Below are 25,453 nucleotides of genomic sequence, written 5' to 3' on the forward strand. Positions count from 1 at the left end.
GGCGTCTGGGGCGTTAACGCCTGCGCCGCAGCCAGTAGAGGCCCACGAGGGGCAGCACGAGGGGGATGAACAGGTAGCCCCGGCCGTACGCGGACCACACGGTCTCGTCGGGGAAGGCCGCCGCGTCGAGCAGGCTGAGCGTACCGATGACCAGCACCCCGGCCAGCTCGATGCCGAGCGCCGCCAGCGCCAGACGGCGCTCGCCGCGCCACAGCGCGACGGTGAGCAGCAGGTAGACCAGCGCCGCGAACGCCGACAGCGAGTACGCCAGCGGCGCCTCGCCGAACCTGCTCGCGATCTGCACGCCCGCCCGCGCCCCCGCGGCCAGGGAGAACAGCCCGTAGACGGCGATCAGCGCACGACCCGGCCCCGCGCCGATGGGTGCGGTCACGCCACGCCCTGCCAGATCTGCAGCAGCCGGCCGTTCATCACCGCGATCGCGAACCCGGCCACCACCAGGATCGCCGACCCCCACCTGCTCCGCTCGGCCAGCGCCAGGAACACCCCGGCCGGCGGGATCAGCACCTGACCCCCGACATAGCCGAACAGCGTGACCTTGTCGCCCGGCCCCTCGCCACCCGCCACCGCCGCGATCACGAAACCCGCCTGCACCAGGACGGCCACCTCGAGCAGGGCGAAGCCGACCAGCAGCACCATGCCCATCGGCCGGTTGCGGATCGCGACGATCAGGCTCATCAGCATCAGCAGCAGCGCGCCGCCGATGACGACAGCGGAGACGACGGTGTTCATCGGGGGTAAGGCTATCGCCCGGCCACCCCGCCCCCTCCCGCGACCGCCGCCCGTGAGGTGCTCATAGGATCGAAGGCGTGGAGAGGATCCTCGTCAGCGCCTGCCTGATGGGCCGCAAGGTGCGCTACGACGGCCGGGCGAAGACCAGCGACGCCGCCCGGCTGGCCGAGTGGCGCGAGGAGGGGCGGCTGGTGCCCTTCTGTCCGGAGGTGGCGGGCGGCCTGCCCGTCCCCCGTCCCGCCGCCGAGATCGAGGGCGGTGCGGGCGGCGCGGCCGTCCTGTCCGGCGCGGCCCGCGTGGTGGCGTCCGACGGGTCCGACGTGACGGCGGAGTTCCTGGCGGGTGCGCGGGCGGCGCTCGCGACCGCGCGTTCCGAGGGGATCCGGATGGCGGTGCTCAAGGAGGGCAGCCCCTCGTGCGGGGCGCTGTCGATCTACGACGGCAGCTTCCAGGGGCGGCGTACCCCCGGGCAGGGCGTCACCACGGCGCTGCTGGAGCTGAACGGCATCCGGGTGTTCGACGAGGGCCGCCTCGCCGAGGCCGCCGCCTACCTGCGCACCCTGGAGACGTAGAACGCGCCCGTCAGCCCGGCGGTGAGCACGACCGCCATGGCGCTGTGATACCAGGTGAGCAGCGCCGTCCCGGCGACCGGGCCGAAGGCCAGCGCCAGGATCCCCAGCAACACCCCGCCCAGCGCGCACGCATGGGCGTAGATCAGGCCGTCCCAGGCCCACCGCCTCCCGGACAGCGCGCCGTACGCGCCGGCCAGCATCGCCCCGGCGCACAACGTCTCGACGACGGCGGCCGGCACGATCACGGGCTCGCGCAGCGGGCCGACCCCGATCCCGGCGTGCAGCAGCCCGAAGGTCAGGAAGACCAGCGCGTACAGCAACGACAGGCCGCCCAGGGCTCCGCGGAGTGCGTTCATGCGTCCACGCTGCCATCCCGTACGGGCGACGGAATCGCCCTCGGGGAGGCGGCGCCGGTACGCCTTCGGTCGTAGGCGGCCCGCTCGCTCGGGAAATCCGGCTTGCCGCTTTCCCGGAAACTTTCCCGGCACCTCGGGAGTCGTACTGGTGGGGCGCGCAGAACGCCGGGGGACTCGCGGGGAAACAGTCCCCCGGCGGCGCGTAGGGGGTCCGATTCTCATCGGAAAACGGGGAAAGGGACACGGCGATGCCTGTCGACCTGCACAACGAAAGACCTCTGGCCTGGGACTCGGCCACGCTCGACGCCGACACGAAGGCGATGCTCGACAACCTGCAGCCGAACATCCTGCGCGCCCACGTGCGCGAGCACCTGTCCGTGCTGTTCGTCCGGTTCAACGACGTGGCCGAGGGGCGGGCGTTCCTGCGCGGCATCGCCACCACGAAGATGAAGTCAGCGCGCAGGCACCTGGAGGAGGTACGCGACTTCGCCACCGGCCGCCGGCGCGGCACACCTTACGTGGGCATCGGCATCAGCAAGGCCGGCTACCGCGACCTCGGCCACTCGGTCGAGGACGTGCGCAAGTTCGGCGACCCGGTCTTCCGCGACGGCATGAAGCGGCGCGTCGGGGTGGTCGCCGACCCGCCGGTGGAGCAGTGGGAACGCGCCTACCAGCGGGAGATCCACGCCGTCATCCTGATCGGCGACGCCGACCCAGGGCCGGTCGAGCGGCTGCGCGAGGAGATCCTCGGCGACCTGCCCGAGAGCGCCAGGCTGCTCGGCGAGGAACGCGGCCAGGGCATGCGCAACCCGGCCGGCGACGGCATCGAGCACTTCGGCTACGTGGACGGCCGCAGCCAGCCGCTGTTCCTGAAGGACGAGGTGGACAGGGAGCCGAAGAAGCACTGGGACCCGGCGTTCCCGCTGGCGAGCGTCCTGGTGCCCGACCCGTTCGCGCCGAACCCCCTCCGCCATCACGGCAGCTACCTGGTGTTCAGGAAGCTGGAGCAGAACGTGCGGGCGTTCAAGGAGATCGAGCGCGACCTGGCCGACGCGCTGGGCCTGGCCGGGGCCGACCGTCCCCGCGCGGGCGCCATGCTCGTCGGCCGCTTCAAGGACGGCACCCCGCTGACCGTCAAGCCCAAGGCGGGCGGCGGGCCGGTGAGCAACGACTTCACCTTCGACGGCGACGACGGCTCCAGGTGCCCGTTCTCGGGGCACGTCAGGAAGACCAACCCGCGCTCGTTCGGGCGTGAGGTGCTCATGGCCAGGCGCGGGCAGACGTACGGCGAGCGCACCGACGACCCGTCGGACGACTCCCCGCCGGAGAACCGTCCGAGCGCCGAGGTGGGGCTGCTGTTCATGGCGTTCAACGGCAGCCTGCTCGACCAGTTCGAGTTCACCCAGCAGACCTGGGCCGACAACCCCGACTTCGAGGTGCCGGCCACCGGCCACGACCCGGTCATCGGGCAGGGTGACCGCGACGTCAAGGTGACCTTCCCCAAGGTGTGGGGCGAGCCCGAGCAGTCCGTCCCGCAGACCCAGGTGGCTCAGACCGTCACCATGAAGGGCGGCGAATACTTCTTCGCGCCGTCCCTGGCCTACCTGCGCAACCTGTGAGACCCGCCGGGAGCCCCGCCCGGCTCCCGGCGGCACCTCATCGCCCAGCCGCGAGTGAGCAGAAGGATGTACGCCCGGCTCAGCCCGCCGGAGGAGGCAGGCACGGGCCCGGTTCAGCATGATTTCCTCATGACGATCGCACTGCTGCTCACCCTCGCGGCCCTCGCGGTGGTCGACAGCACCAGCTTCGGCACCCTCGGCATCCCCGTCTACCTGCTGCTGTCCTCCGGCCGGTCGCGGGCGTCACGGCTGCTGATCTACCTGGCCACCGTGGCCGTCTTCTACTTCCTGGTCGGGGTGGCCCTCATGCTGGGCCTGACGGCGGCCATGGACGCGTTCGGCGACGCGCTGAACAGCCGGCCCGCGTACATGGTGCAGCTCGCCCTCGGCGTGGGGCTGTTCGCGCTGAGCTACCGGTTCGACCCGAAGTGGCGGGCCAAGCGGGGCAAGCCGGAGCGGACGTTCAAGCCGCGTGTTGGCGGGCCCCGGGCCATGGTGCTGCTGGGGCTGACGGCCGGGGTGCTGGAGGTGGCCACGATGGTGCCGTATCTGGCCGCGATCGGGATGATGACCAGCTCAGGGCTGGTGGTGGCGCAGTGGGTGCCGGTGCTGGCGGGGTACGTACTGATCATGATCCTGCCGCCGCTGGCGCTCATGGGGCTGCGCGGGGTGGCCGGGGCCTGGCTGGAGCCGAAGCTGGAGCGGCTGCGGGCCTGGATGACCAAGCACTCGGCGTCGATGGTGAGCTGGACGCTGGCCATCGTCGGGTTTCTGCTGGCCAGGGACGCCGCCGTCTATCTGTTCTGGTAGCGGCGCAACGGTCTGCTCCGGGCGGGCCCACGGGTGAGTGACGCCTAGTATCGGGTCTCCGGGGGGAGATCGGTGATGTTGCGGGCGTTCCTGAGGACCGAGGCCGGAAGCACCAGCGTGCTGCTCGGTGCCACTGTGCTCGCCCTGCTGTGGGCGAACTCACCGTGGGCGGACACCTACGAGACGTTCTGGCGCACCACGATGGGCATCTCCTTCGGCGACGCCCACTTCTCGCTCGACCTGCGGCACTGGGTCAACGACGGCATCATGACCGTCTTCTTCTTCCTCATCGGGCTCGAGGTCTCCTACGAGGTGCGGCTCGGGCAGCTCAGGGACCGGCGGCTGATCGCCGTGCCCGCCGTGGCGGCCCTCGGCGGCATGCTGGTGCCCGCCGGGCTCTACCTGCTGCTCAACCACGGCGGGCCGGGGCCGCCGGGTGGGGCGTGCCGATCGCCACCGACACCGCCTTCGTGCTGGGCGTGCTGGCCGTGGTGGGGGCCCGGTGCCCCGATCCGCTGCGGGCGTTCCTGCTGACGCTGGCCATCGTGGACGACGTGCTCGCGATCATGATCATCGCGCTCTTCTACACCTCCGCGCTGTCCGTGCCCGCCCTCATCTCCGCGGCGGTGCTGCTGGCGGCGATCGTGACGCTGCGGTGGCTGAAGATCTGGCGGGCGCCGGCGTACATCGTGCTGGGGTTCGCGCTCTGGGTGGCCACGCTGGAGAGCGGCATCCACCCCACGCTGGTCGGCATCGCACTCGGCATCCTCGTCTTCGTGTACGCCCCCACCGACCACAAGCTGCTCCTGGCCGGGGAGGCCGTACAGGAGTTCACCAGCGAGCCCAGCGCGCAGGCCGCCAGGGAAGCCGCGCGGCGCGTGCAGCGGGCCGTCTCGGTCAACGAACGGCTGCAACTGCGGCTGCAACCGTGGAGCAGCTACGTCATCGTGCCCGTCTTCGCCCTGGCCAACGCCGGGGTACGGCTCGACGGCGAAACCCTGCGGGCCGCCGCCACCTCCCCGGTGGCCATCGGCGTGGCGCTGGGGCTCGTGGTGGGCAAGTTCGCCGGGATCGCGCTGGGCACGTGGCTGCCGCTGCGGTTCGGGTGGGGGGTGCTGCCGGGCAACCTGGTGTGGGGGCAGGTGCTGGGCGGCGCGGCGGTGTCGGGCCTCGGGTTCACCGTGGCGCTGTTCATCGTGGACCTGGCCTTCCACGACCAGGCGCTGCACGACCAGGCGAAGATCGGCATCCTGGCGGGCTCGCTGGTGGCGGCGGTGCTGGGGTGGGTGATCTTCCGGCTGGCCTGGGACCGGGGCGGGGTGTGCGCGCCGCCCGAGGCCGAGCCCGCCGAGGAGCTGCCCACCACCCTCGCCGTGCCGGTCGGGCCGGACGACCACGTACGCGGCCCGGCCGACGCACGGGTGACGATCGTCGAGTACGGCGACTTCGAGTGCCCGTACTGCGGCCGGCTGCACCCGATCCTGGAGGAGCTCCGCCGCGCGAACCCCGACGTGCGCCTGGTCTTCCGGCACTTCCCGCTGCGTACCCTGCACCCGCGGGCCGCCTCGGCCGCGATCGTGTCGGAGGCCGCCGCCGACCACGGCCGGTTCTGCGAGATGCACGACATCCTCTACGACAACCAGCGGTTCCTCACCCACGAGGACCTGGAGCACTATGCCGCCGAGCTGGGCATCGCCCCCTGGCCGGACGTGGCCCGCCACGTCGCCAGGATCGCGGTGGACGAGGAGTCAGGCCGCGACAGCGGGGTACGCGGCACCCCCACCCTCTTCCTGAACGGCCACCGGTACGAGGGCGGCCACGACCTGGCTTCGATCACCCGCGCGGTGGCAGAACTCCGCGCGGCCACGTAGCGTTCGCTGTTCGTCCCCTACCGGCTGGAGATGAGATGTCGTTGAGTTCCATTTCGCTGTCCACCATCCTCAGTATCGTCTCCCTGATCGTGATGACCGTGATGCTGCTGGGCGGCGCCGTCCTCATGGCGACGCGCAGGCGGGAGCACGGCCGGGGCGCCATGCTGGGCATGGTGGGCTGCATCGTGCTGCTCGTGGGGGTGGCGCTCAATGCCTTGATCGTCTTCTTGCTCCCCGCGCTGGGCGACTCGTGGAGTCCGAGCGAGATCGAGATCGTTCTCGCGATCCACACCCTCGCCAGCCTGATCGTCCAGATCGCCGGCACGGTGTTGCTGATCTTCGCCGTGATCGCCCGCAGGAACCCGCCGCAGCCCGTCCAGCCCGGACACCCGAGCCACCCGGGACACCCGGGCCAGCAGCCCTGGCAGCAGCAGCCCTACCAGCAGCAGCCGGTCCAGCAGCAGCCCGGTTGGCAGGCGCCGCCCCGGCCGCCGTTCGGCGAGGGTCAGGGCTGAGCGCCGGTCAGATAGTCGTCCCATGTGATCTCGCCCGCGGGCCTGGCCCCGGTGGTGAGGCGCCCGGCCCTGAAGGCGCGGCCCAGCCTGCCCGGCAGGCGTACCCGCAGCACCGGACGGCGCAGCCCGCGGGCCCGCAGCCACCTGCGGGCGGCCTCGTCCATGGTCAGCGCCTCGGGCCCGCCGTAGTCCTCGATCCGCCCGGACGGTCCCCTTCCGACCAGGGTGACCAGGTGATCGGCGACGTCGCGTACGTCCACCGGCTGCGCGCGGACGCCCGGGTCGGCGACCAGCAGGCCGAGCCGGGACATCCCGCGCAGCGCCTGGTCCACGAACTCGTGGAACTGCGTGGCCCGCAGGACCGTCCAGGGCACGCCGCCGTCCCGGACGAGGTGCTCTGCCCTGACCTTCGTCCGGAAATATCCCCACGGCACCTGGTCCGCGCCCACGATCGAGAGGTAGACCAGATGCCGCACCCCGGCGTGCCCGGCCGCCGCGAGCAGCGCCGACGTGCCGTCGAGCTCCACCCGCACCGTGTAGCGCCCCCGGTACGGCGCCGAGGCCAGGTGCACGACCACCTCCACCCCGGACACGGCCGCCGCCACGCCCTGCCCGGTGGCCAGGTCGGCCACGACCCACCGCACCCCTCCGGCCGCGGCCCGCGGCGTACGGCCGGCCGCGCGCACGTCGTGTCCCGCCTCGATCAGCCTCTCCAGCACGGCCCGGCCCAGCCGCCCGCTACCGCCCGTCACGAGCACAGATGTCATGCCACCAGGACGACTTCACCCTGCGGAAATGTGACAATGGTGGCGTCAGCAACGCGCCGCAGCGGTTCTGAGAGAGTCATGACCGGAGAGCAGCCCGGCCACCAGGAGCCGGATCCCAACCAGACGATCAGGCACCGGTTCCCCCGCCCCGCCCAGCCGCCACCGCAGGGCCCGCCGGAGTCGCCCTTCACGCGGCGGCTGCCATACACGCCCGACATGCTGCCCGACGTGCCGGTCTACGAGGCCAAGCCGCCGAAGTCGGGCTGGTGGTGGGTGATCCTGGCGGGCGGTCTCGTGCTGCTCATCGCGGCCGGGGCCGTGGCGGCCGTCCTCTGGGCCCGCGACAACGCCGACACCGGCTCGCGGGCCCTGCAGAGCGCGACGGCCGAGACCGTCACGCTCGCGTGAGGTCCATCGTCCAGTTCGTCTCCCAGGTCCGCCCGCCGTCGTCGGAGAACGCCTGCTCCCAGCGGGCGCTGTCGGGGCCGATGACCGTCCAGACGAACCGGCAGGGCACCCGCCTGCCCGCGCAGACCTCCTCACCGCGAAACTCGCCCCGGTTCCCGTCGAACGCGCCCACCATGGGCGAGGTGTCGAGCGCCCCTGTAGCGCTGCTGCCCCAGTAGATGGACCACTGCCGGGTCTCCTCGTTGAAGACGCGCACGGTCAGCCCGTTGAAGCCCTTCGTCGGGAACTCGATCTCGTCGAAACTGGCCGCGCCGCCGAAATGCCTGGTGGCGACGGAGAAGCCGGGAAACTCCTCCCATTCGGCGCTCCCGGACAGGGGCTTGATGAGCCGGCGGTTGGCGACGTTCCAGTGGCCGGCGAGGAAGTCGAAGTCGTTCATACCCCGCAAGGTAGGCCCTGGTCACTGACAGGTAGTGTCAGTGAATATGCGTGCTTCCCGCCTGGTCACGATCCTCCTGCTGTTGCAGACCCGCGGCCGGATGACCGCCCACGAGCTGGCCGAGCGGCTGGAGGTCTCGGTCCGTACGATCTACCGCGACGTCGAGTCCCTGCACTCCGCCGGCATCCCCCTCTACGGCGACGCCGGCCCGAGAGGCGGATACCAGCTCCTCGACGGCTACCGCACCAGGCTCACCGGGCTGACCGCGGACGAGGCCGAGTCGCTGTTCCTGGCGGGGCTGCCCGGTCCGGCCGCCGAGCTGGGACTGGGCGCGGTGGTGACGGCCGCGCAGCTCAAGCTGATGGCCGCGCTCCCGATCGAGCTGCGCGACCGCGCGGGCCGCATCCAGGAACGGTTCCACCTCGACGCGCCCACGTGGTACCGCGACCAGGAGCCGGTGACCCACCTGCCGGCCGTGGCCGACGCCGTCTGGAACGAGCGGTGCGTCCAGGTCCGCTACCGGCGGTGGAAGGCGCCGCAGGAGGTGGAGCGGCGGTTGGAGCCGTACGGGCTGGTGGTCAAGGCGGGGCGGTGGTACCTGGTCGCGCGGACGGGCGAGGACGTACGCACCTACCGCGTCTCGCAGATCCTCGACCTGCACGTCCTGCCCGAGGGGTTCACCCGTCCCGAGGGGTTCGACCTGGCCGCCTACTGGCGCGACTACCTGGCCGAGTTCGAGACCCGGTTGCGGTGGGGCGAGGCGGAGGTGCGCCTGTCGCCGCGCGGCGTCGAGCGCCTGGCCGACCTCATGACGCCCGGCGTGGTGGCGGCGGCCAGGGAGAGCGCGCAGCCGCCCGACGACGAGGGCTGGACGCGCGTCACGGTGCCGATCGAGTCGATCGAGCACGCGGTAGGCGAGCTCCTCAGGCTGGGTACGGACGCCGAGGTGCTCGCCCCCGCCGAGCTGCGCGAGCGGCTGGCGGCGACCACGTACGCGCTGGCCGAACGCTACCGCGCCTCCTGACCGGGCCTGGCGACCGTGGCGTCGGCGTCCCAGCAGTGGGTCCAGTGGCCGCCGCCCAGCTCCGTACGCACCGGCGCCTGGCCGGAGCAGACCGGCAGCGCCACCGGGCAGCGCGGATGGAAACGGCACCCGCCCGGCGGGTGGATCAGGCTGGGCGGCTCACCGTGCCGCCCGGCCCCCGGCGGCGTCACCCGGTCAGGATCGGGCGCCGACTCCAGCAGCAGCCGCGTGTACGGGTGCCGCGCCGCCTGGGTCAGCTCCTCGCTCGGCCCGCTCTCGATCAGCCGCCCGGCGTACATGACCGTGATGTCCTCGGCGAAGTAGCGAGCGCTCGCGATGTCGTGGGTGATGTACAGCAGCGCCAGCCCGCTGTCCCTGGCCAGCCCTTCCAGCAGGCGCAGCACGCCGAGCCGGATCGAGACGTCCAGCATCGACACGGGCTCGTCGGCGATCAGCGCCACGGGCCGCACCGCCAGCGCCCGCGCGATCGCCACCCGCTGCCGCTGCCCGCCGGACAGCTCGTGCGGCAGCTTGTCCATGAACTGCTCGACCGGGGTGAGGCTGACGCGTTCGAGCAGTTCGGCGACCAGCTCGCGTTCGTGCTCGGCCGAGCGGGCGTGGCCGTGCAGGCGCAGGGGCCTGGCCAGGTGGTAGCGCACGCGGTGGAAGGGGTTAAGGGACGCGAACGGGTCCTGGAAGATGAGCTGGACCTGCCGCCGGTAGTCGCGGAACGCGCCGCCGCGGTGGGCGCGTACGGGCTCGCCGCGCAGCAGCACCTCACCCGACGTGGCCGGATACACCTGGGCGAGCAGCCGCGCCACCGTGCTCTTGCCGCAGCCGCTCTCCCCCACCAGCGCCGACACCGTGCCGGCCCGCAGTGCGATCGACACGTCCTCCACGGCCCGTACGGGCGGCCGGCGGCCGAACCGGCCCCGTGGCCCGCGCGCGGCGGTGAAGTGCTTGGTGAGGTTCCGGCCCTCCAGGATGATCATGACACTCCCGTCCCGTCGTTCAGCAGGCACGCGACCTCGCCGTCGCCCCCGGGGGTGAGCACGGGCAGGGAGACGGCGCACTCGTCCACCGCCAGCCCGCACCGGGGGTGGAAGGCACAGCCCGGAGGTGGTGAGCGCAGGTCGGGCGGGGTGCCGGGGATGCCGAGCAGTTCCTCGCGCGGCCCGCGCAGTCGGGGGAACGAGCGGAGCAGCCCCATCGTGTACGGATGCCGCGGCGCCCGGTGCAACCCCTTGGCGGTGCCGCTCTCCACGACCCGGCCCGCGTACATGATGGCGATCCTGTCGGAGATCTCCATGAGCAGCGACAGGTCGTGCGTGATGAAGACGACCGCGAAGCCGTACTCCTCGCGCAGCGCCCTGATCTCGCCGAGGATGTCGCGCTGCACCACCACGTCGAGGGCGGTCGTCGGCTCGTCCATGATGATGATCTCGGGGTTGAGCGCCAGCGCGATGGCGATCGCGGCCCGCTGCCGCATGCCGCCGGACAGCTCGTGCGGGTAGGAGCGGCGCCGGTCGGCGCTGATCCCGACGCGCTGCAGCAGCTCCACCGACCGTTCGGCCCGCTCGGCGCGCGACATGCGGGGCGCGTGCGCGCGCAGCACGTCGTCGATCTGGGCGCCCACGGCGCTGACCGGGTTGAGGGCGTTCATGGCGCTCTGGAAGACGACGGCCAGCTCCTTCCAGCGGAAGGCGCGCAGCTCGTTCCCGCCCAGGGCGAGCACGTCCACGGCGGTGCCGTCCTGGCGGTGGTAGACGACCGAGCCCGACGTGATCGCGGCGGGCGGGCGCAGCAGCCGGGAGACGGCGTTCGCCAGCGTGGACTTGCCGCTGCCGCTCTCCCCCGCCAGGCCCAGGATCTCGCCCCTGCGCAGGTCGAGCGAGACGCCGGAGACGGCGTGCACGGTTCCGGAGCCGGACAGGTAGTCCACGCTCAGGTCGCGGATCTCCAGGACGTTCATGCGCGCGCCTTCCGGGGGACCTTGATCGTACGCAGCCTGGGGTTGGCGATCTCGTCGATGCCGAAGTTCACCAGCGCCAGCCCGGTGCCGATGAGCGCGATGCACAGCCCCGGCGGGATGAACCACCACCACGCCCCGATGAGCAGCGCCTGCCCGTTCTGGGCGAAGTAGAGCATGCTGCCCCAGCTCACGGTGGACAGGTCGGCCAGCCCGAGGAACGACAGCCCGGCCTCGGCCAGGATCGCCGCGACCACGGTGGCCAGGAAGCTGGTGGCGATGACAGGCAGCAGCACCGGCAGGATCTCGAAGAACACGATCCGCAGCGGCCCCTCGCCGCTCGCCCGCGCGGCCTGGATGAAGTCGCGCCGCCGTACGGACAGGGTCTGGGCGCGCAGCACCCGGGCGCCCCAGGCCCAGCCGGTCACCGCGATCACCACCGCGACCGAGCCCACGCCGCGCTGCGGCAGGTAACCGGCCAGCACGATGATCAGCGGGAGGGCGGGCAGCACCAGGAAGATGTTGGTGAGCACGGACAGCACCTCGTCCACGGCGCCGCCGACGTACCCGCCGACCAGGCCGACCACGACCGCGAGCACGGTGGCGATGAGGGCCGACAGCAGGCCGACGCCGAGCGAGACGCGCGCGCCGTACACGATCTGGACGAGGATGTCCTGGCCGGTCTGCGTGGTGCCGAGCCAGTGCTCGGCGGAGGGCCCCTGCAGGCCCGCTTCGCTGGTGGCGGCGGGGTCGGCGCCGATGAGCGGCGGCCCGAGCAGCGCCATCAGCGCGAAGAAGACGAGGATCCCGGCCCCGATCTTGATCTTCATTCGGACTCCTGCCTGGTCCGGGGGTCGAGCACCACGTACGCCAGGTCCGCCAGGAAGTTGGCGACCAGCACGGCCAGCGAGATGACGAGGAAGATGCCCTGCATGAGCGGGAAGTCCTCGTTCTCCACCCCCTTGAGGAGCATCGACCCGATCCCCGGGTACGAGAAGACGATCTCGGTCAGCACCGAGCCGCCCACCACGAAGCCGAGCGAGAGGGCGAAGCTGGTGATGTTCGGCAGGATCGCGTTGCGGGCCGCGTACGCCCACATGACCCGCCGCGAGGTCAGCCCCTTGGCCTCGGCCATCACCACGTAGTCCTCGCCGAGCGTGGTCACCATGACGTTGCGCATGCCGAGGATCCGGTCGGCCATCGACGCCGCCACGATGGTGATCGCCGGCAGCGCCGCGTGGTAGGCCACGCTGCCCGCGAACTCGGGCGTCAGGCCGGGCATCACGTCCAGCCCGTACGCCCGGCTGACCGGGAACCAGCGCAGCGTCACCCCGAAGACGAACACCAGCGCCAGCGCCACCCAGAAGTACGGCACCGCGTGCATGAACGTGGCCGCCGGCAGCACCCCGTCGAGCCAGGTGCCGCGCCGCCAGGCCAGCAGCGCGCCGAGCGAGGTGCCCACCAGGTAGCTGATCAGCGTGGCGACCCCGACCAGCCCGAGCGTCCAGGGCAGGCTGTCGGCGATGACCGTGGACACCTCGGTCGGGAAGAACGTGATCGACCGGCCCAGCTCCCCGCGCGCCAGATTGCCCAGATAGTCGAGGTACTGCTGCCACAGGCTCGCGTCGCTGATGCCGAACGCCCGCCGCATCGCGTCGATGGCGGCCGGGTCGACGTTGCCCTTCATCCGGGCCACCAGCAGCTCCACCGGGTCCCCCGGCATGAGCCGGGGGACGAGGAAGTTGAGCGTGATGGCGGCCCAGGCCGTGAGCAGGTAGAAGCCGAGCCGCCGGGCGAGGAACCTCACCTGGGTGTCGGCTTCAGTCGCAGCAGCACGACGGCCGCGTCGGGCGAGGTGTAGGGCGACGGCATCGCGTACGGGTCCTGCTCAGTGGGCCAGCCCACGTACTTGTCGGTGCGGTACTGGGCCCACGAGGGGCTGTAGAACAGCGGCAGCGCGGGCACCTGCTCCACCATGATCTTGCTCAGGCCCTGCGTGGCCCGCTGGTGCTCGGCCTCATCTTCGGTGGCGGCGTACGCGTCGATCAGCCGGTCGGTCTCGGCGTCCTTCCAGCGCTGGTAGTTGCCGGTGGCGGCCTCCCCCACGGGCTCGGCCAGCCCGCCGAACAGCAGCGAGCGCATCTGGAAGTAGGGAGTCGGGCCCGCCTGGGTGGCCCTGATCGACAGGTCGTAGTTGCCCTTGCCGACCTTGGACACCCAGTCCTGGAAGGCCACGCCCCTGGTCTCGACCGTGATGCCGACCTTGGCCAGGTCTTCGCGGATGAGCTGGGCGGCGTTCACCCAGTCCGTGAACGGCGAGGGCACCAGCAGCTCGAACGTGAGCTGCGCCGGGTCGACGCCCTTGAGCAGCTCCTTGGCCTTCGCGATGTCAACCTGGTAGGCCGCGTCCCGGTACTCGGGCGCCACGTACGCCTCCCCGCCCGGCATCGGCACGCCGGTCGGATGGGCGACCTTGGTGTATCCGCGCTCGGCCACCCGTACGATCTTGTCGCGGTCGATGGCGAGGCTGATGGCCTGGCGTACCTCGGGCTTGGCCAGCACCGGGTTCGTCAGGTTGGGCAGCAGCGTCACGATGCCCTCGGGCGGGTAGTAGTACTTGTTCTGCTCGGGCTTGCCCTGCACGTAGATCTTCTGGATGTCCGGCACGAACGCGCCCGCCCAGTCCACCTCACCCTGCTGCAACGCGGTCTGCAGGGCGTTGGCCGTGTACGCCGGGAACCGCAGCAGCGGCACCTCCGGCTTGCCCGGCTGCCAGTAGGACGGGTTCTTGGCCAGCTCGTAGAGCTGCGCCGAGAACTTCGACAGCGTGTAGGGCCCGGTGCCGACCGGCTTGGGGTTGGTGAAGGTGACCGGGTCCTGCTGCTTCTCCCACACATGCTTGGGCACGATGGGCGAGTTGCCGGCGATGTTGAACAGCTTGGCGTACGAGGTGTTCTTGAAGTCGACGCGTACCTTGTCCGGCGCCTCCGCCTCGGCGCCCTCGATCTCCAGCGCGTTCCTGTTGAGCTGGGGGTGGTCCTTCAGCATCTGGAACGTGAACGCCACGTCGTCGGCGGTGAACGGCTGCCCGTCCGACCACTTCACGCCCTGCCGCAGCGTGAAGGTGACCGACTTGCCGTCGTTCGACCATTCGTGCTTCAGCGCCAGCCAGGGCGTGGTCTCGCCTGGCTTGAGCCGGTTGAAGTACATCAGGGTCTCGTGGATCATCCCGCTGGTGCCGAAGTTCACGCCTTCGAGGTGGTAGGGGTTGAAGTCCTCCTGGAAGGTGCCCGCGTCCACGGCGTGGATCACCAGGGGCGGCGCGCTCGTCCCGCCCGTGGCGGCTGCGCCGCCGCCACCGCTCGAACAACCGGCCAGGGTCAGTGCGGCGAGTACGGCCAGAATGCGTTTCATCGGGGGGCCTTTCCGAAGTACTTGGTACGCAGGTCACGCGAGCCCTTCGGGGCGGCGAACGCCTGGGCGCGGGCGAAACCCGCCGGTGCGCCGCGCACGACGGTCAGCGCGCGGTAGTAGTCCACGTACGGGAAGCCGTAGGTCTCACCTCTGGCGTAGGCGTAGCCGGTGATCGCCTCCGACCAGATCTCGTACGCCTCCTCGCCGATCTCCACGAACACGTCGGGGGCGAAACCCTCGGCGTCCTCCCAGTTGTCGGCGTAGTACAGTTCGCTCGCCCAGCAGGCCGGGTGCTCGCGCTCCAGCGTCTTCAGCCCGCCGAAGAAGCGGGCGTCCTCGACGATCCGGTGCGTACGCGCGTGGTCCTTGTGGATCGAGGCGCTCCAGTGCGTCAGGAGGACGTCCGGCCGCAGCTCCCTGATGAGGTCGCCGACCCGCATCTTGACCTCGTCGTCCTCGGGCAGCAGGCCGTCCTCGTAGTCGAGGAACCTGACGCCCGCCCCGATCCGGTCCGCGAACGTCTCGGCCTCCTCGCGCTTCTGCTTCGCGTAGTCGGCGACGGACATGCGGGGGTGGCCGCGCTCGCCGAGCGTGAGGTGCAGGAGCGTGGCCCGGTCGCCGCGCAGGACGTGCTGGGCGAGCACGGCGCCCGCCGTCAGGTCGAGGTCGCCCGCGTGCGCCCCGATGGCCAGGACGTGTGTCATGCCGCTCGCCTCATCACGTGGAACCGCCTGGTGATCTCGTAGCCCGCCTTGGTGTAGAGGTGACCGGCGGGGCTGTTCTCGCCGGTCCAGAGGAACCACGACGAGTGCAGTCCTTCGGCCCGCATGCGCGTCATGGTGAGGTGGAGGAGGATCTTGCCCAGGCCGGTGCCGCGTTGCCCGGGGTCGACGCCGAAGGGGCCGAACCGCTCGGGGATGCCGCGGTAGGCGGCGTACAGGGCGAAGCCCACGATCTCGCCCCTGTTCGCATGGCCTTGTTTCGCGATGATGATGCGTTCGGGATCGCGGTGCTGCCGGATGGCCTCACCCCAGTCGGGGTTGAAGCCCTCGGCCGCGAAGCGGATCAGCTCGGGCAGCTCGCCGTCGGAGGGGGCGCGGAAGGCGTACCCCTCGCTCTCGCGCTCGCGGCGCAGCTCGTGCACCTCGGGCGGGGTCCGGTAGCCGACGAGCGTACGGTCCATGGCGACCGGGGAGTAGAGGGTCAGGAAGCCGAGCCCCTCCAGCAGCCGGTAGCCGTCCGGGTACAGCTCGGCGTCGGCGCCGGGCAGCACGTAGTTGGGGGTGTAGGAGGAGAAGTCCACCTTGGTGCGGCCCTTGTCCTCGAGGAAGGCCAGCGCCTCCTCGACCAGGCGCCGCCCGAGCCCGCCGCGGCGGTGCTCGGGGACGACGAAGAAGAACGGGATCCAGCCGGTGTCGGGCTCCAGGTCGGTCCCGGGGGCCAAGGGGGTCAGCCTGCGTACGGCGTACGCGCAGCCCGCGACCTGACCGTCGACCACGGCCACGCGCAGGCCCTCGGGGTCGAAGTTCGGGTCGAGCAGCACGCAGTCGCGGAACCAGCCGGCCGTCGTTGGATCGGCCGGCATGCTGCGGTTCCAGGCATCGACTAGGGGGATCTCATCGCCTGACGCGAAGGAGCGGACGGTGACCATGAGGGGTGGTCCTTTCACCTGCGGCACTCCTGCCACAGCTTCGCCACTGCCAACCGCCCAGGTCAAGAAGATTTGGGAAGAAATTTTCTCTCTAGTCGGACATCTAGAAAATTACTTTCGTGTGCGGTATCTATAGAACGTTACCCCCGCCGAAGTGTGCCGAATATCACATTCAGGAGGGGAATCGCCGCACGTCACAGGGGGTTACAGCCGAACGACTGACCAACAGGCCAGCCGAGTACACACGCCGATGGCGGAGGTTCTCATGAAGGCATGGTCACGCTGGCAGGACTGGGTCACCCTGGTCGCCGGCATCTACGCGCTACTCTCCCCGATCTGGCTCATCGGCGCGTCGGGCGCCACCCCCACGCTGATCGTGATGGGCATCCTCATCGCGCTCACCTCCCTCGTGGCACTCGCCAGGCCGGGGATCATGGCGACGGAATGGCTCAACGTCCTGTGGGGCGTGCTGCTGTTCATCGCCCCCTGGGTCATCACGTACACCCACTCGACGGGGGCGTCCTGGACGTCCTGGGTCGTCGGGGTCGTCACGGTGGTCCTCAGCCTGACCGCCCTACCCGCCATCCGCGCGGCACACGGGCAGGCGATACAACACTGATCCACCACCGCCGAGGCCGGGCCATCCGTACGGGTGCCCGGCCTCGCGCCTGCCCAGACCCTTTTCACGTACGACCCGGCAAACCCCACGCCGCCCGATGACCTCCACCCTCGCTTTCCGACACCCTCACCATCACCCCCACACCACCGTTACCGCCACCCTCACCATCACCCCCACACCACCGTTACCGTCACCGTCCACAGGACAACCAGACAGCCTTCACCCCCATCCACAGAACCCAATTCGGGTCCCCACCGCCCCACCCCCGCAGGGCATCCTCAATCCCACATCAACCCAGCCACCGACTCTCACAGGGAGCCACAGGATGCCCGGCGGCCCGCCCACACTAGGCTTCAGCCTGATCATCTACGCCACGGTCGGCCTCACAGCACTGATCGCCCTCAAGCTCAGGGGGCGACGCAAGTGACCCCGCTCCAGCCCTCAGCCCAGACTGCGCCCTCGACCACAGCGCCCCTCACCCTCACGGTGATCATCCCCGCCCACAACGAGGAGCACGGCCTTCCCGCCACCCTGCAATCCATCCAGTCGCAGTCCGTCCCCGCCGACAAGGTCATCGTGGTCGACGACGGCTCGACCGACCGCACCGGCGAGGTGGCGGCCTGGTACGGCGTCACCGTGCTCCGCCCACCGCGCAACCTCGGTAGCAAGGCCAAAGCCCAAAACCACGCGCTCCCCCACTGCGACACCGACCTGGTGCTGGCCGTGGACGCCGACACCGTCCTGGCCCCCGACTACATCGAACGCATCAAGCCGGCCTTCTCCGACCCTGCGGTCAACGTGGCGGCCGGCAACGTACAGACGAGGTTCGCCCGCACCCCCTGGGAGCGCGGCAGATCCACCGAATACCTCTTCGGCTTCCACTGGCACCGCCCGATCCAGCAACTGGCCGACAGCCCCATGGTCTGCTCGGGCTGCTGCTCGGCCTTCCGCCGTACGGTCCTGGCGGAGTCGGGCGGCTTCCCCGAACGCACGATCGTCGAGGACATGGACTACACCTGGACCCAGCAGCTCCAAGGCCACCGGGCGGTCTACGTCTCAGCCGCCGTCGCGTGGGCCGCCGACCCCGAGACCCTCACCTACCTCCGCAAACAGGTGTGGCGCTGGATGGCGGGCTTCATGCAGAACGTCCGCCTCCATCTCCCCCGCCTGCTCACCCGCAAGCCCATGCTGGCGACCTGGATCATCGTGGCTTTGCTGGAGATCCTGCTGGCACCCCTGTGGTGGGCGACGCCCGTGGTCCTCACCCTGGGCCTGGACCAACCGGTGGCCCGCACGATGGCGTGGTGGCTGGGCGGCGAACTCCTGCTCACCGTCCCCGCCCTCCTCTACGCCGCCAAACGCCGCAAACTCCCCGTGGCCCAGGTCCTGCTCAATCTCCCCTTCGTCTACCTGAACAAGGCCGTGAACCTCTACTACGCCTGGAAAGCCCTCCTGGTCGAGCTCATCCTCGTCCCCCTGCACCTCTCCCGCGGCCTGGTCGTCTACGAAAAGGGCCGCTAACACAAACCTCCGCCGTCCCCCACCCCTCACCCCTCACCGCTGTGGCCCTTCACCCCTCACCCACACCCAACGGGCCCAGACCACCCACTCCTTTACCCATTCGGTAGTCGATCAACAACTCTCGGTAGCCATAGGATGTGGTGTCGACCGCAGTTCGATCAAGTTTCACCACAACCGAGAGGACCCACATCACCATGACCGCCCGCACCACCATGACACCCCGCACCACCATCACCGCGCTCGCCGCCTCATCCCTGGCACTGGCCATGTCGCTGTGCACCAGCACCCCCGCCCACGCGGCCACCGGCACCTTCAGCTACAAGTACGCCACCCCCGGAGGCACAGCCACCGGCGAACTGACCAACCCGAGGAGCAGCACCTGCATCGACATCCCAGAGGTCCGCGACACCGACAGGAGCGCCCACACGCCGGTGAACCGCACGACCTCCACGGTCACGATGTTCACCGGTCCCGACTGCACGGGCGACTACTTCTCACTGCGCCCCGGAGGCCGCGCCTCCAGCAGGCTGCTGCTCAAGTCGGCCGTCTTCTCCTGACCCCGCCCCGCCAGATCCGCCCCGATCCAGGGGCCCCCACCCCATAGCGAGCAGTCAGGCGGGACCCCAGCGAACAGTCAGCCGAAGCGCAGACACCCCCAACCGCCGCTGCCGCCCCTCAGAAAGCCCCAGACACATCCCATCAAAAAAGGACATACGACCCAAAAAAGGCTCACAACGCGAAAGAACATCACAGCACCCGAGGGACCATTCCCTCAAAGCACGTCTCTCGGGGAGCCACCCAATCAGCTAACGAACATGCCGACAAAGGCGGGAAAGAAAAAAGGGGTGGAGCTATGGGGATTCGAACCCCAGACCTCCTCCATGCCATGGAGGCGCGCTACCAACTGCGCCATAGCCCCTGATCACCGCTCCGAGTCCCCCCATTGCGGCGCTCCGAGAGCATATAGCCATTCGCCTCCATTCGCCTAATCGCGCGGCCATCCACGCCCCGGCCATCGCGAACGACCCCACGGCCGTCCCCCGAGCAATGCACCAGTCCGCGACCCCAACCACACAACTCCCGAGCAGGAGACCCCAGCCATACCGCCCTCAGCCACAGAACGCTCAGCGGCACAGCCCTCGCACCGAAACCCCGGACGTAGACCCGGACATGGACCCCGGACATGGACCCGGACCGCGCAGACCCCGCCGTACGGCCCCCGAGCCGTACGAACGGTCTATGCCTCAGCCTCGGGCTTGTCGTCGCTGCGTACCGGCTCGGGCAAGGTGCCGGCGTTGTGCTCGAGCAGCCGCCACCCCTTACGCCCTTCCTGCAGCACGGACCAGGAGCAGTTGCCCAGCCCGCCCAGCGCCGGCCACAACGGCTCGGGCAGCCCGAGCAACTCGCAGATGCCCAGCCGCAGCGCCGCCCCGTGGGACACCACGACCAGCAGCCCGTCGTCGTCCACCCGGGTGGCCCACAGGCGCATCGCCGTCGCGACCCTGGCGGCCACGTCGGTGACGAGTTCGCCGTCCGGTGCCTCCCAGGCCGCGTACTCGTCGGGCCAGCGCGTCGCGATCTCCCCACGCGTCAGCCCTTCCCACTGCCCGCCGCCGCGCTCGCGGAAGGCCTTGTCGACCGCCACGTCGAGCCCGACGACCCGCCCCAGCGCCAGCGCGGTGTCGTTGGCCCGCTGGAGGTCGGAGGAGACGATCATGGTGGGGCGCAGCGACCCCAGCAGGGACGCCGCCCGCGCGGCCTGCGCGGCACCGGTCTCGTCGAGAGGAATGTCAGAATGCCCCTGGAAGCGCTGCTCAACGTTCCAGAGGGTCTGCCCGTGACGCAGACAGACGATCCGCCTGCTCATGCTGATTCCTCATCGAACCCGAAACCGTCGGAACCCGCACGAGAGCGGTCGCTTCTAATGGTCGGTACGCTCCGTTCGCTCACGCTCGCGCCCGCTGGAGGTTGGCCTGCATGACGCTCTCCGGCAAGGCGATGGCCGGGCAGTCTTTCCACAGGCGCTCGAGCGCGTAGAAGGTACGGTCCTCCTCGTGCTGGACGTGCACGACGATGTCGATGTAGTCGAGCAGCACCCAGCGGCCCTCGCGCTCGCCTTCGCGGCGCACGGGCTTGGCGTCCGCCTCGGTACGCAGCCGCTCCTCGATCTCGTCGACGATGGCGCGCACCTGGCGGTCGTTGGTGGCGGAGCAGAGCAGGAAGGCGTCGGTGATAACGAGCTGTTCGCTTACGTCGTAGGCGAGGATGTCATCGGCCAGCTTGTCGGCCGCGGCCTCCGCGGCGATGCGCACGAGCTGGACGGATCTGTCAGATGCGGTCACGATGCGGGTCTGTCCTCCTGTGTCGGCAGCATGCCCTTAAGTTGAGGGTACCCTTCCACCCCGAAACCCCTCACCTACGCCACGAGGACGTCACAAGGACGCCGTGAAGACTCCGCGCGACCACCACCCTGACCTGCACGGATGCCCTCCGGACCCGACCCGGCCCGCGCACGGCCACCACGGCGGCCACCGGGCGAAAGCCTCAACCGGCCCCCTGGTACAACCCCCGCTTGTTGATGTACTGGACGATTCCGTCGGGCACCAGGTACCAAATCGGCTCCCCCTTTGCCACCCTCTGACGGCATTCGGAGGAGGAAATGGCCAGTGCGGGAATCTCCAACAGCGTGACCCTGCCCTCCGGCAGGCCGGGGTCGTGCAGGGTGTGCCCCGGACGCGTACAACCGACGAAATGCGCCAGCTCGAACAACTCGTCCGCCTGCTGCCAGTCGAGTATCGCGCCGAGGGCGTCGGCGCCGGTGATGAAATACAGCTCAGTATCAGGACCGTAAACTTCAGAAATATCGCGCAAGGTATCGATCGTGAACGTCGGCCCGGGCCGATCCACGTCCACCCGGCTGACGGAGAAGCGCGGGTTCGACGCGGTGGCGATGACCGTCATGAGATAGCGGTCCTCCGCCGCCGACACCTCGCGCCCCGACTTCTGGTACGGCCGCCCGGTTGGCACGAACACGACCTCGTCGAGCTGGAAATGGTGGGCCACCTCGCTGGCCGCCACGAGGTGCCCGTGATGAATGGGATCAAACGTCCCACCCATCACACCCACTCGCCGCTTCCCCTGCACACCAGGCGCGTTCATCATGAATCGGACCTTACGCGGGCACTCTGGCGCAACATGATGGCACCCCCCTTCGTGATGACCGCGCATCACTTCCGTTGCGGACGTAGCATGCCGGGCATGACGACCACCCCGGACCGCAACCGCGTCCAACTGCCCGGCATCTCGTCCCGAGCCTACGAACACCCCGCAGACCGGTCCGCCCTGGTCGCTCTGCGTAAGTTGAGTGGGTTCGACACCGTTCTCAAGCAGATGTCCGGTCTCATCAGCGAGCGTCGGCTGCGCCTGATGTACCTGGCGTCGGCCGTGCGCGTGAGCGAGACCCAGTTCCGCTCCGTCTACGACATGGGCCGCGACGCCGCCTACACTCTCGACCTGCACCGGATCCCGGAGATCTACATCCAGCAGGACCCGGCGGTCCAGGCCAAGGCCATCGGCTTCGACGACCCGTTCATCGTCGTGACCACCGGTCTGCTCAACCTCATGAACGAGGAGGAGCAGCGCTTCGTCATCGGCCACGAGACCTCGCACATCCTGTCGGGGCACGCGGTCTACCGGACGATGCTCGACATCCTCACCCGCCTGGCCACCCGCGTCGCCTGGATCCCGCTCGGCTACATCGGCCTGCGGGCGATCGTCGCGGGCCTGGAGGAGTGGTACCGCAAGTCCGAGCTGTCCTCCGACCGCGGCGGCCTGCTCGTCGGCCAGGACCCCGAGGCGGCCAAGCGCGCGCTGATGAAGCTGGCCGGCGGCGACTACACGCACGAGATGAACATCGAGGCGTTCCTGGAGCAGTACCAGGAGTACGACACCGCGGGCGACCTTCGCGACGGCTTCCTCAAGGTTCTCAACCTGCTCGGCACCACCCACCCGTTCGCGGTGGTGCGCGTGGCGGAGCTGGACAAGTGGCAGCGCAGCGGCGAGTACGAGCGGATCCTCAGCGGCGACTACCCGCGCCGGGAGGACGACCCGAACGCGAGAGTGACCGACGAGATCAAGGCCGCGGCCGAGTCCTACCGCGCGTCGTGGCAGCAGTCGCAGGACCCGTTCATCGGCGTCCTCCGTGACGTGGCCGAGGGCGCGGTCAACGCGGGCGAGCGCATCTTCAACCGCTTCTCCCGCCGCGACGGCGGCCAGGGCTGAAGCCTGGCCCCGGCACCAAGCCGGGCCAGGCCCAAACGGGCACCCGCCCAGCCCAACGGCGGCGCCCGGCCCAGGCACCCAGCCCAGGCAACCGGCCCAGACAATGGGCCCGAACCAGCGCCACGCCGACAGCCCAAGCAAGCCACAGGGCAAAGGCTCAAATCGGCACAGACCAAGGCCCGAACCGGCCCAGCCCCGGGCTCGAACCGACCCAGGCCCCAGGCCCAGGCCCAGACCGACCCAGGACCAGGCCCGAACCGGCCGCAGGTCCAGACCCAAACCGGCGCCAGCCCACGGGCCGAACCGGCGCCAGGCGCCAGTCCCGAACCAGAAGGGCACCAGCACAGAGCCCAGGCCAAAGCCGGGCCGGCACCAGAGCAGGCCCAGGCCGGAACCAGAGCCACGCCAGGATCGCCACAACGCGGCAGTTCCGCTTGATCAGCCGCGCCGGCCCGCCGCACACACGGGCGGCGGGCCGCTCTCATCAGCCCCACACCACCCCACCCCGCAAACCCCGACGCACCTCACAAACCCCAACCGCCTCAGAAATACCGCCCCGCACCGCCTCAAACCCACACCACCGCACCACCGCACATAGCTACCCCTGCATCACCGCACCACCGCATATCGCACCACCGCACATAGCCACCCCTGCATCACCGCACATCGCACCACCGCATATCGCCACCCTGCATCACCGCACATCGCACCACCGCATATCGCCACCCTGCATCACCGCACTCGCCACCCCTCCATCACCGCGCATCGCACCACCGCACATCGCCACCGCCGTACGTCACCCCGCCGGCCCCCGGCCCCCGGCCGCCCGCTGGCCCGATCGCCCGCTGGCCCGATCGCCCGCTGGCCCGATCGCCCGATCACAGCAGCAGAGCGATGGCACGCACGGCCGCCGCGCACAAGGCGACAAACCCACCCAGTACGGCCAGCGCCCGCAGCCCTTCCCTGCGCAGTTCGGGCAACCGATGCCCGATCCGCTCGATCTCGCGCCCGGTGATACCACCGCACAACATCCCGAAGACCACGCCCGCCACCGTGACAGGCGCGGCCTGCTGCCACCAGTCGGAGGCGATCTCACCGCCACCGGTGGCCCAGAGCGCTCCCCCCGCCGTCACCGCGACGGGCACCCCCGGCCAGACGACGGCGGTCGCGGCCGACCCCACCAGCGCGACGGGGAAGAGCAGCACGCGCAGCGCCACCCGCGTACGCCGCGAGCTGCGCTTCCAGACCATCCAGTGCCCCATCCACAACGTCCTGGTCAGCACCACGAACACGGCCGTGATCGCGATCGAGGCGATCGGCCAGATCACCGACACCACCACGCACGGCACGGCCAGCACCGCGAGCAGCAGCAGCGCACCGTTGCCTGCGGGCAGCGTGGTGGCCGACTCGGCCCGCAGCCCGGCGGTCCTGCGCCGGTCCTGCGACTTGGCCGCCCTCCTGCCTCCGAGCGCCGCCGCCGTACGCTGCCGCGACGCCGTCATCTTGTCCCGCGGCCCCGTGTTCTTCCCGTCGCCCCCGGCACGGCCGCGCGGCGCGGGCACCTTCCCCTCGGCCCGGCTACGCGCCAACGCCGCACCCTTGCCGTCGGACGCCGCCCGATTCCCGGCACGCCCGGGATCCGCCCCAGCCCGATTCCCGGTACGCCCACCATCCGCCCCAGCCCGGCTCCCCGAACGCCCACCATCCGACCCAGCCCGGTTCCCGGCACGCCCGGGATCCGTCCCAGCCCGGCCCCCCGAACGCCCACCGTCCGACGCCGCCCGATTCCCGGTACGCCCGCCATCCGTCCCAGCCCGATTCCCCGAACGCCCACCATCCGACCCAGCCCGGTTCGCGGTACGCGCGCGCGGCGCGGGCACCTTCCCCTCCGTCGGCACCGCGTTGGGACGGCTGCGCGCCTTGGCCTCCCCACGCCCCGGCGCCGCCTCCTCGGCGGTCCGGCTGCGTACGGCGGTGCCCTTGCCCGCCTCCTCGACGGCGTCGGCCGCCCGCCCCGCGCCGGAGACGGCGCCGGCCTCGGTCTCTCCCGTGGCCGTGGTCGTGGCCGCGTTGGTCGCCCTGGCCAGCCTGGACAGCCGGTCGGCGAGCAGCGCCGCCGTGGGCCGCTTGCCCGGCTCCCGGTTGAGCGCCGCGCGCACCAGCGGCAACAGCTCGACCGGCACACCCTTGAGATCGGCCTGCCCGTTGAGCACCGCGTACATCTGCGCCTCGGCCGTCCCCCGCCCGAACGTCGGCCGCCCCGTCGCCGCGAACGCCACCGTGGCCGCCCAGGCGTGTACGTCGGCCGGCGAGTCCACGTGCTCATCGGCGAAGATCTCCGGCGCGGTGTAGCCGGGCGTGCCGAGGAACGTGCCGGTCATGGTGAGCCGGGTCGCGTCGAGCACCTGGGCGATGCCGAAGTCGATCAGCACCGGCCCCCGGGTGGCCATGATGATGTTGCCCGGCTTGAGGTCGCGGTGCACGACCCCGGCCGCGTGGATGATCGCGAGCGCGGCGGCGATGCCCTGGGCCAGGTCGACGAGCCCGGCGACGTCGAGAGAGCCGCTCTGACGTACGCGGTCGAGCAGCGTGACGCCCTCGATGTGCTCCATGACCAGGTAGGGACGGGCACAGCTCAGGTCGGCGTCGAGCACCTTGGCGACGTACGGGCTCTCGACCCTGCGCAGCGCGCGAACCTCACGCTCCAGCCTGATGCGCGAGGTCTCGTCCTCGACCAGGTCGTGCAGAACCTTCAGCGCAACATGCTCGCCTCGGCGGGTTGCCGCGAGGTAAACCTCGCCCATACCGCCTCGGCCGAGCCGCTCGACCAGGGTGTACGGCCCGACCTTGCCGAGCTTGCTCACCGT

At 70.5% G+C, this 25,453-nt stretch carries 27 protein-coding genes, 1 tRNA gene and 1 pseudogene; 12 read left to right on the forward strand and 17 right to left on the reverse strand.

All coding sequences use genetic code 11. The features are described from left to right. Positions 1 to 13: 13 nt before the first annotated feature. Together ABD844_RS07130 and ABD844_RS07135 are read right to left on the reverse strand one after the other, a co-directional pair. Entirely contained in the window at positions 14 to 391 is a 378-nt protein-coding gene (locus ABD844_RS07130) for a hypothetical protein (RefSeq protein ID WP_344874201.1), read from the reverse strand. Continuing rightward, on the reverse strand, positions 388 to 750 hold the full coding sequence (locus ABD844_RS07135) for a hypothetical protein (RefSeq protein WP_344874202.1): 363 nt from the start codon (positions 748 to 750) through the stop codon (positions 388 to 390). Before ABD844_RS07135 ends, ABD844_RS07130 begins: the two co-directional genes overlap by 4 nt. Positions 751 to 827: 77 nt before the next feature. On the opposite strand from ABD844_RS07135, the gene ABD844_RS07140 reads away from it, so the two are divergent. After that, the gene (locus ABD844_RS07140) at positions 828 to 1,322 is read left to right on the forward strand and encodes a 2-thiouracil desulfurase family protein (protein WP_344874203.1); all 495 of its coding nucleotides are present in this window, start codon (positions 828 to 830) and stop codon (positions 1,320 to 1,322) included. On the opposite strand, the gene ABD844_RS07145 is transcribed toward ABD844_RS07140, so the two are convergent. After that, positions 1,298 to 1,678, reverse strand: coding sequence for a hypothetical protein (locus ABD844_RS07145; protein WP_344874205.1), 381 nt, complete (start codon positions 1,676 to 1,678; stop codon positions 1,298 to 1,300). The two genes, ABD844_RS07140 and ABD844_RS07145, sit on opposite strands and share 25 nt — an antisense overlap. A gap of 248 nt (positions 1,679 to 1,926) precedes the next feature. On the opposite strand from ABD844_RS07145, the gene ABD844_RS07150 reads away from it, so the two are divergent. The 5 genes and pseudogenes from ABD844_RS07150 to ABD844_RS07170 all read left to right on the forward strand — a co-directional run bounded on the left by ABD844_RS07150 (position 1,927) and on the right by ABD844_RS07170 (position 6,493). After that, a complete protein-coding gene (locus ABD844_RS07150; RefSeq protein ID WP_344874207.1) occupies positions 1,927 to 3,297 on the forward strand; it encodes a Dyp-type peroxidase in 1,371 nt (456 codons plus the stop codon). A 129-nt stretch (positions 3,298 to 3,426) separates the two neighbouring features. Beyond that, positions 3,427 to 4,107 (forward strand): GAP family protein, encoded by a 681-nt coding sequence (locus tag ABD844_RS07155; protein WP_344874209.1) that lies wholly within the window; start codon positions 3,427 to 3,429, stop codon positions 4,105 to 4,107. A 75-nt stretch (positions 4,108 to 4,182) separates the two neighbouring features. After that, positions 4,183 to 5,339, forward strand: a pseudogene (nhaA, locus tag ABD844_RS07160) (Na+/H+ antiporter NhaA); the annotation flags it as partial. 189 nt (positions 5,340 to 5,528) lie between these two features. Next, positions 5,529 to 5,978: a DsbA family protein gene (locus ABD844_RS07165; RefSeq protein WP_344874269.1), complete on the forward strand. Its 450-nt coding sequence runs from the start codon at positions 5,529 to 5,531 to the stop codon at positions 5,976 to 5,978. A 41-nt stretch (positions 5,979 to 6,019) separates the two neighbouring features. Further along, entirely contained in the window at positions 6,020 to 6,493 is a 474-nt protein-coding gene (locus ABD844_RS07170; protein ID WP_344874211.1) for a chlorophyll a/b-binding protein, read from the forward strand. On the opposite strand, the gene ABD844_RS07175 is transcribed toward ABD844_RS07170, so the two are convergent. Beyond that, positions 6,484 to 7,260: an SDR family oxidoreductase gene (locus ABD844_RS07175; RefSeq protein WP_344874213.1), complete on the reverse strand. Its 777-nt coding sequence runs from the start codon at positions 7,258 to 7,260 to the stop codon at positions 6,484 to 6,486. The genes ABD844_RS07170 and ABD844_RS07175 overlap by 10 nt on opposite strands. Positions 7,261 to 7,338: 78 nt before the next feature. On the opposite strand from ABD844_RS07175, the gene ABD844_RS07180 reads away from it, so the two are divergent. Continuing rightward, complete coding sequence (locus ABD844_RS07180; protein ID WP_344874215.1) at positions 7,339 to 7,668, forward strand: hypothetical protein; 330 nt, start codon at positions 7,339 to 7,341, stop codon at positions 7,666 to 7,668. On the opposite strand, the gene ABD844_RS07185 is transcribed toward ABD844_RS07180, so the two are convergent. Beyond that, the gene (locus tag ABD844_RS07185; RefSeq protein ID WP_344874217.1) at positions 7,655 to 8,107 is read right to left on the reverse strand and encodes a hypothetical protein; all 453 of its coding nucleotides are present in this window, start codon (positions 8,105 to 8,107) and stop codon (positions 7,655 to 7,657) included. The genes ABD844_RS07180 and ABD844_RS07185 overlap by 14 nt on opposite strands. 46 nt (positions 8,108 to 8,153) lie before the next feature. Here ABD844_RS07185 and ABD844_RS07190 point away from each other — a divergent pair, with 46 nt between their 5' ends. Beyond that, a complete protein-coding gene (locus ABD844_RS07190) occupies positions 8,154 to 9,131 on the forward strand; it encodes a helix-turn-helix transcriptional regulator (protein WP_344874219.1) in 978 nt (325 codons plus the stop codon). Here the strand turns inward: ABD844_RS07190 and ABD844_RS07195 are convergent. From ABD844_RS07195 to ABD844_RS07225, 7 genes are read right to left on the reverse strand one after another with little or no spacing between them, the layout of a single operon-like run. Beyond that, positions 9,116 to 10,123 carry an ABC transporter ATP-binding protein gene (locus ABD844_RS07195; protein WP_344874221.1) on the reverse strand — a complete coding sequence of 336 codons (1,008 nt, stop codon included), beginning with the start codon at positions 10,121 to 10,123 and terminating at the stop codon, positions 9,116 to 9,118. The genes ABD844_RS07190 and ABD844_RS07195 overlap by 16 nt on opposite strands. Beyond that, positions 10,120 to 11,103, reverse strand: a complete 984-nt coding sequence (locus tag ABD844_RS07200; protein WP_344874223.1) for an ABC transporter ATP-binding protein — start codon at positions 11,101 to 11,103, stop codon at positions 10,120 to 10,122. Before ABD844_RS07200 ends, ABD844_RS07195 begins: the two co-directional genes overlap by 4 nt. Next, positions 11,100 to 11,930: an ABC transporter permease gene (locus tag ABD844_RS07205; protein ID WP_344874225.1), complete on the reverse strand. Its 831-nt coding sequence runs from the start codon at positions 11,928 to 11,930 to the stop codon at positions 11,100 to 11,102. Before ABD844_RS07205 ends, ABD844_RS07200 begins: the two co-directional genes overlap by 4 nt. Beyond that, on the reverse strand, positions 11,927 to 12,907 hold the full coding sequence (locus tag ABD844_RS07210; protein WP_344874227.1) for an ABC transporter permease: 981 nt from the start codon (positions 12,905 to 12,907) through the stop codon (positions 11,927 to 11,929). The genes ABD844_RS07205 and ABD844_RS07210 overlap by 4 nt, the downstream gene beginning before the upstream one ends. Then, entirely contained in the window at positions 12,904 to 14,514 is a 1,611-nt protein-coding gene (locus ABD844_RS07215) for an ABC transporter substrate-binding protein (RefSeq protein ID WP_344874229.1), read from the reverse strand. Before ABD844_RS07215 ends, ABD844_RS07210 begins: the two co-directional genes overlap by 4 nt. Then, positions 14,511 to 15,218, reverse strand: a complete 708-nt coding sequence (locus tag ABD844_RS07220; RefSeq protein WP_344874231.1) for a PIG-L deacetylase family protein — start codon at positions 15,216 to 15,218, stop codon at positions 14,511 to 14,513. The genes ABD844_RS07215 and ABD844_RS07220 overlap by 4 nt, the downstream gene beginning before the upstream one ends. Beyond that, the gene (locus tag ABD844_RS07225) at positions 15,215 to 16,099 is read right to left on the reverse strand and encodes a GNAT family N-acetyltransferase (protein WP_344874233.1); all 885 of its coding nucleotides are present in this window, start codon (positions 16,097 to 16,099) and stop codon (positions 15,215 to 15,217) included. The genes ABD844_RS07220 and ABD844_RS07225 overlap by 4 nt, the downstream gene beginning before the upstream one ends. A 331-nt stretch (positions 16,100 to 16,430) precedes the next feature. Here ABD844_RS07225 and ABD844_RS07230 point away from each other — a divergent pair, with 331 nt between their 5' ends. The 3 genes from ABD844_RS07230 to ABD844_RS07240 all read left to right on the forward strand — a co-directional run bounded on the left by ABD844_RS07230 (position 16,431) and on the right by ABD844_RS07240 (position 18,862). Further along, entirely contained in the window at positions 16,431 to 16,784 is a 354-nt protein-coding gene (locus tag ABD844_RS07230) for an SPW repeat domain-containing protein (RefSeq protein ID WP_344874235.1), read from the forward strand. Between the two features lie 486 nt (positions 16,785 to 17,270). Then, positions 17,271 to 18,305, forward strand: a complete 1,035-nt coding sequence (locus tag ABD844_RS07235) for a glycosyltransferase family 2 protein (protein ID WP_344874237.1) — start codon at positions 17,271 to 17,273, stop codon at positions 18,303 to 18,305. A 194-nt stretch (positions 18,306 to 18,499) separates the two neighbouring features. Continuing rightward, on the forward strand, positions 18,500 to 18,862 hold the full coding sequence (locus tag ABD844_RS07240; RefSeq protein ID WP_344874239.1) for a hypothetical protein: 363 nt from the start codon (positions 18,500 to 18,502) through the stop codon (positions 18,860 to 18,862). A gap of 289 nt (positions 18,863 to 19,151) precedes the next feature. Here ABD844_RS07240 and ABD844_RS07245 read toward each other — a convergent pair. The 4 genes from ABD844_RS07245 to nadD all read right to left on the reverse strand — a co-directional run bounded on the left by ABD844_RS07245 (position 19,152) and on the right by nadD (position 21,467). After that, positions 19,152 to 19,224: transfer RNA gene (locus ABD844_RS07245), tRNA-Ala, on the reverse strand. Between the two features lie 318 nt (positions 19,225 to 19,542). Beyond that, entirely contained in the window at positions 19,543 to 20,172 is a 630-nt protein-coding gene (locus ABD844_RS07250; RefSeq protein ID WP_344874241.1) for a histidine phosphatase family protein, read from the reverse strand. Positions 20,173 to 20,251: 79 nt separating this feature from the next. Further along, a complete protein-coding gene (gene rsfS / locus ABD844_RS07255) occupies positions 20,252 to 20,647 on the reverse strand; it encodes a ribosome silencing factor (RefSeq protein ID WP_344874243.1) in 396 nt (131 codons plus the stop codon). 202 nt (positions 20,648 to 20,849) lie between these two features. Then, positions 20,850 to 21,467, reverse strand: coding sequence for a nicotinate-nucleotide adenylyltransferase (gene nadD / locus ABD844_RS07260; protein WP_344874245.1), 618 nt, complete (start codon positions 21,465 to 21,467; stop codon positions 20,850 to 20,852). 87 nt (positions 21,468 to 21,554) lie between these two features. On the opposite strand from nadD, the gene ABD844_RS07265 reads away from it, so the two are divergent. Then, positions 21,555 to 22,586 (forward strand): M48 family metallopeptidase, encoded by a 1,032-nt coding sequence (locus ABD844_RS07265; protein WP_425568515.1) that lies wholly within the window; start codon positions 21,555 to 21,557, stop codon positions 22,584 to 22,586. Between the two features lie 878 nt (positions 22,587 to 23,464). On the opposite strand, the gene ABD844_RS07270 is transcribed toward ABD844_RS07265, so the two are convergent. Continuing rightward, the gene (locus ABD844_RS07270; RefSeq protein WP_344874249.1) at positions 23,465 to 25,450 is read right to left on the reverse strand and encodes a serine/threonine protein kinase; all 1,986 of its coding nucleotides are present in this window, start codon (positions 25,448 to 25,450) and stop codon (positions 23,465 to 23,467) included. Positions 25,451 to 25,453: the final 3 nt, after the last annotated feature.

Source organism: Nonomuraea antimicrobica (assembly GCF_039536965.1).
GTDB classification, from domain to species: Bacteria; Actinomycetota; Actinomycetes; order Streptosporangiales; family Streptosporangiaceae; genus Nonomuraea; species Nonomuraea antimicrobica.